Source organism: Paenibacillus sp. GCM10012306, assembly GCF_042649265.1.
Taxonomy (GTDB): domain Bacteria; phylum Bacillota; class Bacilli; order Paenibacillales; family Paenibacillaceae; genus Paenibacillus_AQ.
The window spans coordinates 549205-562000 of the sequence record NZ_JBHRYW010000001.1 but is presented as its reverse complement, the minus strand read 5'-3'; the positions used below and the strand labels follow the sequence as shown (position 1 = coordinate 562000).

Sequence of the window (12796 nt, the reverse complement as noted above, 5' to 3'; positions counted from 1 at the left end):
ACTTTGTCAGGTTCTCGATTCCACATATAGGAAAAGTTCCTTCATAAAGCATAATCAAAACAAAGCGGTGCTGAGATCGTCTTCCATCTGCGGCTCGACTGATTATCATAAAGCAGCTTTACATTAGCGGGATCATGTCCCGCCTCATCCAGAAGCTCAATTTCATTGACATCCTGCAACCAGGCAAGCGGAATTTTATAATCCATCTGCGGCCCGATGTGCCAATAGCGGCCACGATCAATACCATTCAACTTAATCTGTCCTTTACTCATTCCGCTCAGGCGAAGTTTAAGCTTGGGACGCGCAGCTTCAGGCCATTTCGGTTTGGTAAATCGCAACGTGTGTCGTATCGGACCAGTATAGCCTTGTACATCTCCAGGACTTTATGAAAAGGATCATCCCTCGGTCATAAAATAAGGAAAAGAAGGACAGGTAACGATACCGGCAGGATGGTTATTATGCTCTTAGAGGTTTTCTTCCTTATGCGCTAATCCAAAAAAGCCATGATCACATTGGATCATAGCGTAATTTTGAAACTGCTATATAATTGAGGAAACTTACATATTTTTAGGGGTTGCATGATTGTCCAAAACATGATATTATCTATCTTGTCGCCAATAACACGAGTTACCAGCTGCAATTCAGCATTTTACATGCCGGGGTGGCGGAATTGGCAGACGCACAGGACTTAAAATCCTGCGGTAGGTGACTACCGTACCGGTTCGATCCCGGTCCTCGGCATCCATAACAATAAGGGTTTCAGCTCATTCGGGCTGGAACCCTTATTTGTTTATTAGGTGGTTTTACTAACATTTTTTCTGTAGACGTAATGTATAATCCTCGATCTTCTCTATTAAGACAAAATCCCCTCGCCCTGCATCTCCATAAAAGACTAATCCCTGAAGCCACGCACCCTCCCCTAGGCAAATGCATACGATAATTCTGAAATAATATTTAGTAACCGGAGGTCATATACCCATGAGTCTTCAACCATCAGGATATCATCATCCACAGCAGCAGGTGTTATACAGAGCGGACAATAACACGATTCATAATTTAAGAAGTGTTCGAGACAAACTCCACAATATTTGCCGGGTCCATGGCAATCAATCCGTTAGAATTGAAACCTTGGATGGCCAGGTGTACGTGGGGAGAATTGTCGGCTGCAACGGAGGATTGATGTATTTAAAGGTTAGCAGTCAGGGAGGACAACGGAGTCCATACTCCAATGATGAACTAATCTTAACCCTTGTCCTTTATGAATTGCTGGTCATCACATTATTGTACACCTAGTGACAACAGGAGCCTGCTTACGCAGGCTCCTGTTTAATGACACATTTTCATTAGAATGTTCTCAAAACAATCACCAAGAGAATGTAAAGCACCAAAATTACGGTAGTGGAAGTGAATCCACCGAGTCCTGCATAGCCACTCATCCTTATCCCTCCTCTGTCGTTCTACACCCATTATATTCTCCACTCCTATCTCTGCTTGTGCTGATACCCAAAGCATCGTTTGAGATTCTTTTACCCAGACACAACAAAAAACGTCCCTGCCTGATCGGCAGGAACGTTAATAAAATCAGCTTTATTCCCACACGCCTGCAAGCGCTCGGCTCTTACTTTTTTCTACTTAGCTGCGCTCTCCAGTACGATTTCTCATGCCAGCCAGACCCAACAGGCCGATGAGTCCCAACCAGCCCCAGTTTGACCCGGTTCCGGTACTAGTGGTGCTGGTCGCCCGATAGGTGCCGTCCTGGTTCGTGGTGGACAACGGAGCTATTCTGTGGTTATTTTCAGTCCGAACGTTGTTGTCCAGGATGTTGTTGTTACCTCTGTTCGTTCCTGTCGTTCCATTGATCATACTGCCATTAGGATGCATACGGTTCGCGTCATTTCTAATGGTGCCTGTATTGCGCGTGGTATCGCCCACCCCGTCGACTCCGGCAGCTTCGGCTGTATAACCGGTGCCAAGCAGTGTCATGGACAATGCAGCGGTACAGATAAGGCTTGTTATCAGCTTATTCAAGATATGTTGCCCCCTTGTAGTTTGATTGCTGATAATTTCCCCTCATCCCTTATTTTCTATACAGTCCCAAAGCGGCTATCCCGTAACAATATTCACGGTCTTGCTTGCAGCATCATACGTAACCTTCGCTCCCAACGCTTCCGCCAGCGCCCGCACGGGCACATAGGTGATGCCGGTATCCAGAACACCGTCTGTGAGCTTGTTGCCATTCAGAACGATGCTTACTTTCACATCTTTGTTCACGTTGTCACCTCCATTGATCACGTTAAGCGCAGCCTTGATCTGCTCTGCCGACGGCCGGAGGCCTGCCCGCAATTGATCAATTGAAAGTCCATAAGCAATCTGCAGATGGGAATAATCTTTGAAGGAAGTCCAGTCCCCTCCCCATTCAAAGCCCAGCTTTTTGGCCTCCTGCACCACTTCCTGCCAGTCCGCTATTTTGTTGCCGTTTCCGTCACGGTTCATATCCCAGGAAATGCCCTTCCCATCTGGCAGCAACAGAGCAAAATCAATCGCCAATCCATAGTTATGATAACTGAATCCCCCGCGCGCATTGGTCACGATGTTCCCCGGTTTACTTCTGCCCTGTGCATAGAGAGAATTCTGCTCGGCAATAGTCCGCAGTCCCTGGGTAATGATAATCGGCACGCCCTTGGCAAAGCTGCGCTCGATCAGTGTATTTGCTCCGGCCAACACGGCTGGATTCAGCCCGGCGAGAGAAGCGGTCGATTTGCTTTTTACCACGTCCAAAGTCAGCATATCTTCACCCCCTGGTATAGTAGATGTCCGATTTTTCTGTTCTGCTTGTACAGATACCCCTATGCTTGGACCGTTTGCAGTTCAATACTTTCACACGTCTCTTTCCCACGAAAAAAGAGCCCTCGGACAACCGTCCGGGACTCCATCTAAGAAATTTACACTCTCATATAGTGATGCTTATAAATCCATATTGTACCTTTTTATCGCTTCAGCATCTGGATGTTTCCCGTCTATAAGGACAACCTAAATAGGTATCTTATACAACAGTGAAAGGAGATTTGTCATGGACATCCATAGCGACAGCTACAAAATCGCCACATTAAGCGAACGAGGTGAAGCGGTTGAGATTATCCGGAACGCGGAAGCTGCCCTTGCCGAACTGACTGGCAACCCCACTGTAACCTTGATCGCTTATGAAAAAAGTACAGGAGCACGCACTTAGGCAGTAGCTTGTTAGACGATATAGGCCTCTACAATCTGGTCTACATGAATCCACTTCCATTCCTCCGCCCACTGCAGCTTGATCTCCCGCGAGTGGGTGTGAATGGAGGTCACAAAGCCGCTCACGGCCTCATTCTCGAACGGATCGAACAGAATCACCGTGACGCGCACATGACTGCGCAGAGACAGCGCCAGGGCGCTCTCAATCTCCTCCTGCTTCTGCTCATCCAGTACCGGCTGGGTGCGGCGCAGCGTCTCCCGTTCATCGCTGATAATCCGGTTCTTGTGCTCCGGCAGCATCATCCGACTGCTCTCCCATAATCCGTTTCCTTCCAGCTTCTTACCCATTGCCTAGCCTCCTTGTGTTCAATTAATAACCCTACATAACACGAACGTATGTTTGTATTATATCCATAGCCAAGTCCTTTAATCAATATGGAAAAAATGACAGTCTGCACGCAAAAAAGCGCCCACAGCTGTACTGTGCAACGCCTTTTATCATCATCCCCAAATATGGGGGCAGGTTGTCCTATTGATTAACACTCTTCGAATCCGTTCCAGTTATCACTTTGGATCAGTGGTTGCCTTCGTATCCGCATCCTTATCCGGCTCCAAAAGTCCAGTGGCCACTCTGGCTTCGTTCAGCTTGGAGATACCGTATAACATAGCGATATCAGCATTCTGATTAAGCTCGTTGAACTCGTCGGCAGACACATCGGCAGAATCGGCACCTTTTGAAGCTTGTTCCTTTAAGGAATAGGCACTTTGAAAAGCAATCTGGGCCTCATCCAGCAGCTTCTTGACTTTATCCGGCAGGCGGTCGGAAATTTCAACCTTTTTCGCCTGAGATGAAATACTAGTAGCCGTATCCTTGAATTTGGCGATGGCTTTCTCCATCTCCTTGGAAGTAGCGTTCCCAGCCGAATAAGCGGCGATCGTCTTGTTGAATTGCTCCCGTGACGACTTCCCTAATTGTTCAATTTTGAACATCTCATTGTAGTAATTTTGCACAGATTCCTTAACTTCTTCCTCAGACAACGCCGCGGTTGAAGCAGAATCATTATAGCTGCAGGCTGAGAGCATTAGAACCAGCCCAATCAACCCTATTAGCCAAGCTCGTTTCATCGTTTACATTCCCCCCACATAACAGAATAATGTCGGTTATTGTAAAGTGCAAATGAAATTAATGTAAAACGGGGGAAAATGCAAAAAAATACGTTCCTGCTATGAGTGCAACCAATGACCGGGTGAAGCAGTATAATAATAAATATAATAAATGTTTATTAGGAGAGGAGGTTCATTCGATGCCTTATTGTACAGCCTGTGGAACAGAGTATAAGCAAACAGCTAAATTTTGCGGAGAGTGTGGGACCGCGCTGAACGGGGGAGCTTCACCAACAGCCGAGCGCATGCTGCGAGACCTGACGCCTGCTCAGGAAATCAAACTATGGGAAGGAAAGCCTGCCGGCATATCCGACCGACTGAAGGGTCTTGTGGGCCTTAATACGACCACCTATACGATTACAAGCCAAAGAATTATAGTAAAGACAGGCCTGATCGGTAAAAATATCGAAGAAATCGAGCTGCTGCGAATTCGTGACCTGGGAGTCTCTCAATCCATTCCGGATCGCATGCTTGGTATAGGGACACTGACAATTTTCTCCGATGATGCTTCATCGCCTCAGTTGTGGTTCCGCAAGATCCGTGGTGCCCATACCGTGAAGGATGCGCTGCGCAAAGCAGTACGTGATGAGAAAACAGTCAATAATATCAGCTATCGCGAACAGATCTAATCCTATACGCTTTTGCTGCAGACCAAAAAGCCCCGGATTTCTCGGGGCTTTTCCCTCGTTCACTTATATATATAGAACTCCGCATCACTTCACATTAAGGGAGAAAAAACGCCACTGCCGGGATAACCTCCTTGACCTGACTCGGACTCTCCCACATCAGCACGGCCTTCGCATCACCCTGATTCTCAAAGAACTCTACTTTGATATCATGCAGCTTGCCGGCGATCAGATTGACACTTCCTTTCCGCTCCTGTCCACTCTGCTTGATCCAACTGTCAATAACAAGCTGTCCGTCAATCCAGATTCGGATGCCATCGTCCGATGAAGAGTACACCGTGTAACCCTCACTATAAGTCGCACTAAGCTTTCCGATCCAGCGTACAGAGAAGAAATCCACACCGATTACCGGGTCCGGCGTGCCTTGTCTCCAGATGAAGTTAATATTGGCATCTGTCCGTACTAAAGCTGGCATTCCACTAAGAAGCATATTGTTATAATATTCTCCTCGCAGACCACTGACAGGGATTGCCGGACTACCCTCAGGCCTGGAAGCTTGGATTGCAAAAGCCTTAGTATATTCGCTCCTATTGAAGGTGAAACTGGCATTCATAAAATCCTTAATTGCTGCCTCCGTATTGTTCTCATAGAGAAGCTTGCCCCAAGTCATCAGGTAAGACCACCTGCGCTGTGACTTGGCAAGCAATGCAGATGATGGAAGCTTGCCGTTCTCGCCAATTGCAATCAGTTTGCCCCGTCCAAGATCCCACAGCCGATTATACAGTTCTTCCTTAAATTCTCCGTTATAAATATCGAGCGCCAGAATATCCACCTTCGCCACACCCGGATAATAGGTTTCCAGTGCGTCGACTCCATCTCCGTCTGCATTGGGGCTCCACACCCACAATATATTATTGAGCTTATGGGTCTTTGTGAAATAATCGAACATCAGATTCCAAAGTGTGATGAACTTGCTCTTGCGTCCCCACCAGAACCACCCGCCGTTCATCTCATGATATGGCCTCCATAGTACAGGAACGCCAGCATCGGCTAACTTGTGCAAAGACAAGGCAACATCATCGAGATCGGCGAGCAATGCAGCATTCTGGGGAGTGCCAGGGGTTACGTATTTATCGAATTCTGCATTACTCAGATTCATAGATACATTTGACCAAGCCGGAGCTGTTCCAGGCAAATGAGCATGATAGGTCAGAGCTACAATTCCCCCGGATTGATACCAGCGGATTGCACTGGCGACTACCCCGTCTCTTTGGCTGCGGATCAGTTCAGGCGACTGGTTGTTGATGGCCCCCAGTTCATAACCATGAAGCCCGGCATACTGTCCCCCAGTCGTCTTCAGCTTGTTATTGAATTCATCCGGGCTTTCGAGATAATCATGCTGTCCGTTAATAATTCCCGTGCCTTGCAAAGCATATAACGTCCTCAGAAGCGTCCGGGCAGGAGCCGTCAAATCCGGATTAGCCGGGGTCATGACCCAATTCCGGAACGCCGTCTGCCACTGTACATCGTTTACCAGCCGTGATGCCGAATCCAACAGCTGCCATAGCATCCCTTGTTCCACTAGCCCTCACCACCCTAGTACTTGTGGTACATAGTATGAAAAGGCCCTGCACAAGGACGCGGCCAATGTACAGAACAAAGAGCCTGTCTTTAGAATCTGCTGTTTCTCTGCTCGATTTTGTCAGCAATATACAAATCCAGTGCCCTGATCCCGCGAGTTGCCAGCTTAATGAACAGGATAAATGCATACACTCCACAACCCAAAAAGAACAAATAAAACAGCAGACCAAAGATTCCAAAACCCGTCATCATCACAAAGAACCCCTCCATCACATAGATTTACAAGCATATATAAGTGGCTAACGCCACACCTTCTCCTAATTATAGAGAATCGCGCTATAATTCGAAATACGCTATACTGATTGAATCGCAGAAAAAGGAGGAGCAGAAGTGAAGTTACGTAAATTAATCGGCAGTCTCATCATTGTTGCACTGCTAGCTCTAGGTTCTTACTGGTATGAAGAGGACGGACAGTTCCCGCCATCATCCCCATCCGATTCTGAAATTGTTCAGTTGGTCTTTCCCTCGGATCGTTATCCAGAGACAGCCAAGCATATTCAGGAAGCCATTGCAAAAGGTGAGTCCGCCATATGTACAATCGATCGTGAGCAAGCAGAGAATAACCGCCGCCTCTCTTTAAAGGGCGTTCCTACCAAAAAGGGCTACGACCGCGACGAATGGCCGATGGCGATGTGCAAGGAAGGCGGAGAAGGCGCAGATATTAAATACATATCGCCAAGCGACAACCGCGGTGCCGGAAGTTGGGTTGGCAATCAGTTGGAAGGATATGCGGACGGGGTTCGTGTTGAGTTTATGTTCCAGTAATGAAATAACCCCCGCCCGGCCAAGGCCAGGGGGGGAACAGTCCGATAAGGCTAGCCTAGAACAAACAGGCTTTAGTGATAATAACCAACAGAATGAAGAGAACCAGAATAGCACCTGTAGAAGTAAAAGGACTTACACACGGAGAGACGACAGGAGCTTCATTTACCGGACTAACATTTCCACAACCGCAACCATATCCTGCACCCATTTAAATTTCCTCCTTAGAATGATGAATATTGAATACAGCTCAGAATATGTGAAATTCCGCCTGAAGGTATGGGCCAACAGGTAAAGAAATGCGTGACAATTATATCAAGGCCTTGACTGAACAATTGTTGTGCATCCTGCCTGCTTATAAAAAAGAATATCCCTGTCGATATAGCTTATAGGAGGAGGTGCGATATGGATATTGCAGCATTATCTACTTCAATGAGCCAAGCATCCTTGGCCCAGGCCGTGGGTATACAAGTATTAAGTATTGCTAAGGATCAAGCAGAAACTCAGTCCCAGAATCTGGTGCAAATGCTTGAACAAAGCGTTCATCCGAACTTAGGAAAAACACTTGATATTCGCGTCTGAATGTTTTATGCTAGTCTTCACAAGAACATTAGTTCCCTTTTCTAAAATTTCAAAAGGCATCAGGCGGAAAGCAGACCCCTGCTTTCTCCGCCTTCCTGCTTTTTCACAGCCCTTCGGGCTTTTCTTTTGGTCAATAATACGAACATACGATCCTATAATGAGGTGGATAAAGTGAAATCTTACTATCAAATGACTGTTTTGGAAAAATGGACAGAGGATTTATACAACAGACTCCAGATAAAGCAGCCTTCGCAAATCTCCATTGAGTATATTTCAGAGCGCTTGAATATCTGGGTTCATTACCTCGATGTTAGAAGTAAGGCTGTTGAGGCATCCGCCGGAATGTACAGCATGTTCATTGATAACCGTCTGCCAGCAAGCATGCAGCGCCTGGAGTTTCTTCACGCTCTCTGCCATCTGCTGCGCCATTCCGGCAGGCGTACGCTGATGCCCGCGATCTTCACTCAAGATCAGGAGGATGAATCCGACCGCTTCATTCTGTATGCCTCCATGCCATACTCCATGATCTCGCGCCTGCCATTGCCGGAGCATCGTGGAGAGGCCATCCGTTACCTGGCAGCTATGTTTCAAGTCCCGAATGAACTGGCTGTCCAGCGGATCGATCAAATACAAAGACGCATATTTCAAGGCCAACTGCTTGCGGTTATGTCCCCAGCAAATTAATCCCACTGATATTCAGTCCGACTCGCGGGGATAATACCAATAACTGAATCACCAAGCCGTTAACCGCCCCCTGTTGCATGGCAGAATGATCTCATTGGAGGAATCCCTATGGAAGCCACTAAAATCATTGCCTTATTAATGTCCCATCCCGAATACAATGTTGATGCAGTACACCCCGAGATACCTGATTTTGTGGGAATCGAAACGATTGAAGTGGATCACGAGACCCAGACCTTCTCTATTCTGCTGCAAGAACCCAAGGAAGATGGTGTAATTCTATAAGACCTGTATGACCATGGATCGCCTCCGGCTGATGGTTGTTATACCAATCATAATATGGGTATAATTGACACAGACTAATTTATGGGGGCAACTTAATGGATAAAGGAGTACGTCAGAACTTGCAAGCTGCAGTGGCAAAGAACGAACGTATCAACCTCGTTTTATTGAATGGCGGGAACCTGCAGGGCACAGCGGAAGCCTTGACCTACCGAATGATCAAGATACAGACGGAGGAAGAATCACTCTGGGTTCCGATTACGGAGATCGAGAGCGTGTCCCATACATTGCAACCAAATATAACCGGTACCCCGGTAGATCAGGAAGCTAGCAGAGAGAAAGCCAGTCAAATCACAATCAGCCGCATCCAAGAAGCGATATCTCAAGAAAATAACCCCAGGCAACTAAGAGCCTTGGCGGAGCTTCTAATCACGTATCTGGATAAGAAAATCTACGATTAACTAATTTTACCGACACTACGCTGTAAGCAGACATCATACAATGTCCATCCTACCCATACATAGGCCTGACTACATCAAAGCACCTCGCCTTATCGGCAAGGTGCTTATTTTGTGGCATTCTACAAGCCACCCCCATCACTTAGCTATTGCTCTTAAAACACCCGTCAACCGCTTGATTCCCTCTGTTCCTGCCCAGCCTCCCGCGCTCGCCAAAATCACGTTATGAAACAACTTCATGGCTATGGAATACGCCATCGTTCCGACCACGATCTCCAAGACAATAAACCGTAGAATATCACCAGAGGTTATAATATATACTTTAAACTCCTGATTATGCAGCATGGGCTCACCATCCACCTCTAAAGCTTTTATGTAACCCATATGCTTTCACCAGATTGTCTGATTCCTGTCAACATTTTCCTAATATTATAGTAATATTTACCTAGTTCTGCTAGACTATATCTAAAATATTACTCAATCAGGAGGATTTTCGCGTGAAAAAAGTAATACTCCCGCTATCCCTATCAATAATTCTGTTACTCACACCTGCGCTGGCCAGTGCCCACCAAGGTCGGACCGATTCAAATGGTGGTCACTATTGCCGCACAAACTGCGAGAAGTGGGGATTGAAAAAAGGAGAGTACCACTATCACAGCAGTGGATCTAAAAAGAAAAAGCACTGATTCTGTGCAACTCTGGCACCTCAGTAAATGAAATTAAATGAGTTGCCAGGGCCCGATTAATCGCTTAATAAACGTAGCTCGTCTTTCTCTGGCTCTTTTCCTAATTTTGAATTAATTTTATGTAATTGTTCTATGATCTCGGATAAACCGATGAAAAACATCCCCGAAACAAGACCCGCAGCCCAATATAACAGGGTCAAAGACCACAGTTGTTCATATGTCTCACTATATAGGCCCACATTCTCTCTCCCAAACATCAAACCAAGAATAAACCCTGCTGCTATAATAACAATCCCTATCCAGGTAAGCACGCCAGAAATTTTTTTTTCTCTTTCCAACATATGAATCACCACCTTTCCAATAGTTATATTTTACCACATACGCAACAGGCATCTATATTTCTTCGAGGAAAAATGTGATGCTTTACTATTAGATCAACATTATTACTAAGCCTTTTTTAGTTATGCAAAACTTATAAATAAACAGCAAAAAACCCTTACAATGTAAGGGTTTTGGCGAAGTGGGCCCTGAGGGACTCGAACCCCCGACCAATCGGTTATGAGCCGACCGCTCTAACCAACTGAGCTAAGGGCCCGGATCTAAAATATCCGTATTTAGGAGTGCTGAGGATGAATAAGATTGGTTGCGGGGGCAGGATTTGAACCTGCGGCCTTCGGGTTATGAGCCCGACGAGCTACCGGGCTGCTCCACCCCGCGTCAGTCATTAAATTCAAACAGCGACAATAATTAATATACATTATATAGCACCTATAAGTCAAGAGAATTTAGAAAAACTTCTCAAGGGAGGAAACGCACCCCGTACTTTCCCTTGCGGGAGCGGTAAATTTCCACGAAACGCGGATCATGATAACCGTAGATCCATCCGTCTTGCTCTAATCGTTTGGCCAGACATCCAGCCTGAAACCGGGTCCGGAACAGCTTGGCGAAGTATATCCAGTTCATGATGTATTCGACTCCTTTGTCGGCATAATAATGGGATTCCTTCATGAGCTTATCATACCCAGTTTTCATAAAATAAGCCGCCGGGACCCCCGGCGGCTTTAAAGCTTTTATTTGGAATAACTACAGATTAATTCCTTACAGCACCTTGCGTAATCCAGCCATCCTCCAGATCGAAGGTGGACGAGGGCGATTTTCTCAGCTTCTCAAGCATCTTGTTGCCCTGAGACTCCCAAGTTTTCAGAGCTCGATCTACGGATTGGCGGCCGTTATACACTTCGATGAACAATTGTCGACCGGCATCGCTAATTTGGGTAATCCCCGGCTTCTGCGCCTCCAGTTGATCCATAGCGGGATCACCGGCAGGAAGTGGCTTCTGTGTATAAAAGGCCTGCAAATCCAGACCTGGCTGACTGGAAGTAATGTAGTCTTTACGGGACGTCAGTTCGTAAGAGTTATGGGCTTTGATTTTCGCCACCTCGTTACTGTTAACGAACTTGATCAGGTCCCAGGCATCCTCTTGATTGGAAGCATTAGCGCTGATCGCCATCATATTACCGAGCCAAGTGCCAGATGACACCCCTGGCTTCTCCGCAAACGAAGGGACACTCACAATGCCCCAATTCACCAGCTTGTAGTTGGGAATTTGGGCCGCATTTCGCTCAATATCCGCCAATTCCTTCAAATAGCCATACTCCCCGATGACCATAGCAGCCTTGCCTGTCGCGAACAGCTCTCCCTCAAGTGGATTGAATCCATTGCTCTCAGGGTTACCGACAGACTGAGTACTGCCTAGCCCGGGAATGATCCCCTTATGCACAAGTTCACTATAAGTAGTCCATGCTTTTTTCCACTGCTGATTGTTGACGGTCATCTTCTCGCCTTTGTTATCGTACATGGTCAGCTGTAGCGGCGATATATAGCTCAGCATATCCCAGAAGGGATCGCTGGAATAACGGCTCATGGAGAATCCGTAGATACCGCTGTCGGGATGACCCGACACCTTGGTCATCTTGGAAGCATTAACAACCTTCGCGGCAAGTGTAAAGACTTCATCCCAAGTCATTCCATTCGTTGGATAAGGCAATCCGGCTTTATCAAAAATAGCTTTATTATAATACAAAGCACTGGAGTTAAAGGTTGGTGCCAAAGCAAACAGATTGCCATCGCCCAACTCGCGGATACCATCCAGCATAGTCGGAGCCATATTGCTAATATCATAGTGGTCACGGTCAATCAGTGGCTGAAGCGGCTTAAGCATATTATGATCTCTCAGGCTCTTAATGAGCTTACTGTCCCCAACAATCACATCTACAGGTTTATCTCCGCCCATAAGCTTGCGAAAGCTCTCCAGGTTGCCTTCGGCGCCTGCCTGTGAACCAGGAGTGAAACGGAGGTCAGCGCTGTCTATAGCAGGCACAATCTCAAGCTTGACTTCTGGGTGCTTCATTTCATACAGATCTGTAAACTGTTGACGAAAATAAGTATCGTCTTCTCCACTCCACAAGCTGCCGATCCGTAGCACTCGCTCTTTCTGCTGAACTTGATCTTTCCCCGGCTCCGCCCACGCTGTATGTAAGCTTGATGACGCCAAAGGTAGCAGCAATGCCGCGCAGAGGCCAAGGCTCACCCGACGAATCGACTTTCGTTTCTTGTTAATTGTATTCATATTAAATTTCACTAGATACCCCTCCTGAACGTACTTAAACATACTTAGACCCTGATT

21 protein-coding genes, 3 tRNA genes and 1 pseudogene are annotated in these 12796 nt (G+C 46.7%); 10 read left to right on the top strand and 15 right to left on the bottom strand.

All coding sequences use genetic code 11. The features are described 5' to 3' along the window. Window positions 1-41 precede the first annotated feature (41 nt). On the bottom strand, window positions 42-338 hold the full coding sequence (locus ACFORK_RS02500; protein WP_379195253.1) for a hypothetical protein: 297 nt from the start codon (window positions 336-338) through the stop codon (window positions 42-44). Between the two features lie 317 nt (window positions 339-655). Between ACFORK_RS02500 and ACFORK_RS02495 the strand changes: the two genes are divergently transcribed. Beyond that, window positions 656-741, top strand: a tRNA-Leu gene (locus ACFORK_RS02495). Window positions 742-978: 237 nt separating this feature from the next. Further along, on the top strand, window positions 979-1293 hold the full coding sequence (locus ACFORK_RS02490; protein ID WP_379195251.1) for a hypothetical protein: 315 nt from the start codon (window positions 979-981) through the stop codon (window positions 1291-1293). Between the two features lie 50 nt (window positions 1294-1343). On the opposite strand, the gene ACFORK_RS02485 is transcribed toward ACFORK_RS02490, so the two are convergent. From ACFORK_RS02485 to ACFORK_RS02475, 3 genes are all read right to left on the bottom strand, one after another. Continuing rightward, window positions 1344-1436, bottom strand: coding sequence for a YjcZ family sporulation protein (locus ACFORK_RS02485; RefSeq protein ID WP_379195249.1), 93 nt, complete (start codon window positions 1434-1436; stop codon window positions 1344-1346). A gap of 196 nt (window positions 1437-1632) precedes the next feature. Beyond that, entirely contained in the window at window positions 1633-2028 is a 396-nt protein-coding gene (locus ACFORK_RS02480) for a WGxxGxxG family protein (RefSeq protein ID WP_379195247.1), read from the bottom strand. Between the two features lie 75 nt (window positions 2029-2103). Continuing rightward, window positions 2104-2787 carry a M15 family metallopeptidase gene (locus ACFORK_RS02475; protein WP_379195245.1) on the bottom strand — a complete coding sequence of 228 codons (684 nt, stop codon included), beginning with the start codon at window positions 2785-2787 and terminating at the stop codon, window positions 2104-2106. Window positions 2788-3070: 283 nt separating this feature from the next. Here ACFORK_RS02475 and ACFORK_RS02470 point away from each other — a divergent pair, with 283 nt between their 5' ends. Continuing rightward, the gene (locus tag ACFORK_RS02470; RefSeq protein WP_379195243.1) at window positions 3071-3229 is read left to right on the top strand and encodes a hypothetical protein; all 159 of its coding nucleotides are present in this window, start codon (window positions 3071-3073) and stop codon (window positions 3227-3229) included. Between the two features lie 11 nt (window positions 3230-3240). On the opposite strand, the gene ACFORK_RS02465 is transcribed toward ACFORK_RS02470, so the two are convergent. Together ACFORK_RS02465 and ACFORK_RS02460 are read right to left on the bottom strand one after the other, a co-directional pair. Continuing rightward, complete coding sequence (locus ACFORK_RS02465) at window positions 3241-3576, bottom strand: YolD-like family protein (protein ID WP_379195241.1); 336 nt, start codon at window positions 3574-3576, stop codon at window positions 3241-3243. 216 nt (window positions 3577-3792) lie between these two features. Then, complete coding sequence (locus tag ACFORK_RS02460; protein WP_379195239.1) at window positions 3793-4353, bottom strand: hypothetical protein; 561 nt, start codon at window positions 4351-4353, stop codon at window positions 3793-3795. Window positions 4354-4532: 179 nt separating this feature from the next. On the opposite strand from ACFORK_RS02460, the gene ACFORK_RS02455 reads away from it, so the two are divergent. Further along, a complete protein-coding gene (locus ACFORK_RS02455) occupies window positions 4533-5021 on the top strand; it encodes a PH domain-containing protein (protein WP_379195237.1) in 489 nt (162 codons plus the stop codon). A 94-nt stretch (window positions 5022-5115) separates the two neighbouring features. Here ACFORK_RS02455 and ACFORK_RS02450 read toward each other — a convergent pair whose 3' ends face one another. Together ACFORK_RS02450 and ACFORK_RS02445 are read right to left on the bottom strand one after the other, a co-directional pair. Then, a complete protein-coding gene (locus ACFORK_RS02450) occupies window positions 5116-6600 on the bottom strand; it encodes a glycosyl hydrolase (RefSeq protein ID WP_379195235.1) in 1485 nt (494 codons plus the stop codon). An 89-nt stretch (window positions 6601-6689) separates the two neighbouring features. Further along, a complete protein-coding gene (locus ACFORK_RS02445; protein WP_379195782.1) occupies window positions 6690-6854 on the bottom strand; it encodes a hypothetical protein in 165 nt (54 codons plus the stop codon). A gap of 135 nt (window positions 6855-6989) precedes the next feature. Between ACFORK_RS02445 and ACFORK_RS02440 the strand changes: the two genes are divergently transcribed. Continuing rightward, window positions 6990-7424, top strand: a complete 435-nt coding sequence (locus ACFORK_RS02440; RefSeq protein WP_379195233.1) for a DNA-entry nuclease — start codon at window positions 6990-6992, stop codon at window positions 7422-7424. Between the two features lie 55 nt (window positions 7425-7479). On the opposite strand, the gene ACFORK_RS02435 is transcribed toward ACFORK_RS02440, so the two are convergent. Then, entirely contained in the window at window positions 7480-7632 is a 153-nt protein-coding gene (locus ACFORK_RS02435) for a YjcZ family sporulation protein (RefSeq protein ID WP_379195231.1), read from the bottom strand. Between the two features lie 194 nt (window positions 7633-7826). Here ACFORK_RS02435 and ACFORK_RS02430 point away from each other — a divergent pair, with 194 nt between their 5' ends. The 4 genes from ACFORK_RS02430 to ACFORK_RS02415 all read left to right on the top strand — a co-directional run bounded on the left by ACFORK_RS02430 (window position 7827) and on the right by ACFORK_RS02415 (window position 9427). After that, complete coding sequence (locus ACFORK_RS02430) at window positions 7827-8003, top strand: YjfB family protein (RefSeq protein WP_379195229.1); 177 nt, start codon at window positions 7827-7829, stop codon at window positions 8001-8003. 189 nt (window positions 8004-8192) lie between these two features. Next, window positions 8193-8687, top strand: coding sequence for an ImmA/IrrE family metallo-endopeptidase (locus ACFORK_RS02425; RefSeq protein ID WP_379195227.1), 495 nt, complete (start codon window positions 8193-8195; stop codon window positions 8685-8687). Window positions 8688-8795: 108 nt separating this feature from the next. Then, the gene (locus tag ACFORK_RS02420; RefSeq protein ID WP_379195225.1) at window positions 8796-8969 is read left to right on the top strand and encodes a hypothetical protein; all 174 of its coding nucleotides are present in this window, start codon (window positions 8796-8798) and stop codon (window positions 8967-8969) included. Between the two features lie 95 nt (window positions 8970-9064). Beyond that, window positions 9065-9427, top strand: a complete 363-nt coding sequence (locus ACFORK_RS02415; RefSeq protein WP_379195223.1) for a hypothetical protein — start codon at window positions 9065-9067, stop codon at window positions 9425-9427. Window positions 9428-9562: 135 nt separating this feature from the next. Here the strand turns inward: ACFORK_RS02415 and ACFORK_RS02410 are convergent, their stop codons facing one another. Continuing rightward, complete coding sequence (locus tag ACFORK_RS02410; protein WP_379195221.1) at window positions 9563-9808, bottom strand: hypothetical protein; 246 nt, start codon at window positions 9806-9808, stop codon at window positions 9563-9565. 86 nt (window positions 9809-9894) lie between these two features. Between ACFORK_RS02410 and ACFORK_RS02405 the strand changes: the two are divergent. Beyond that, window positions 9895-10083 (top strand): annotated as a pseudogene (locus tag ACFORK_RS02405) (YHYH domain-containing protein); the annotation flags it as partial. A gap of 83 nt (window positions 10084-10166) precedes the next feature. Here the strand turns inward: ACFORK_RS02405 and ACFORK_RS02400 are convergent. The 5 genes from ACFORK_RS02400 to ACFORK_RS02380 all read right to left on the bottom strand — a co-directional run bounded on the left by ACFORK_RS02400 (window position 10167) and on the right by ACFORK_RS02380 (window position 12751). Continuing rightward, entirely contained in the window at window positions 10167-10451 is a 285-nt protein-coding gene (locus ACFORK_RS02400) for a hypothetical protein (protein ID WP_379195219.1), read from the bottom strand. Between the two features lie 180 nt (window positions 10452-10631). Next, window positions 10632-10705 (bottom strand) — tRNA-Ile (locus tag ACFORK_RS02395). Window positions 10706-10750: 45 nt separating this feature from the next. Then, window positions 10751-10827: transfer RNA gene (locus ACFORK_RS02390), tRNA-Met, on the bottom strand. Window positions 10828-10908: 81 nt separating this feature from the next. Further along, a complete protein-coding gene (locus tag ACFORK_RS02385; protein WP_379195780.1) occupies window positions 10909-11142 on the bottom strand; it encodes a hypothetical protein in 234 nt (77 codons plus the stop codon). A gap of 58 nt (window positions 11143-11200) precedes the next feature. Next, the gene (locus tag ACFORK_RS02380) at window positions 11201-12751 is read right to left on the bottom strand and encodes an extracellular solute-binding protein (protein ID WP_379195217.1); all 1551 of its coding nucleotides are present in this window, start codon (window positions 12749-12751) and stop codon (window positions 11201-11203) included. Window positions 12752-12796 lie beyond the last annotated feature (45 nt).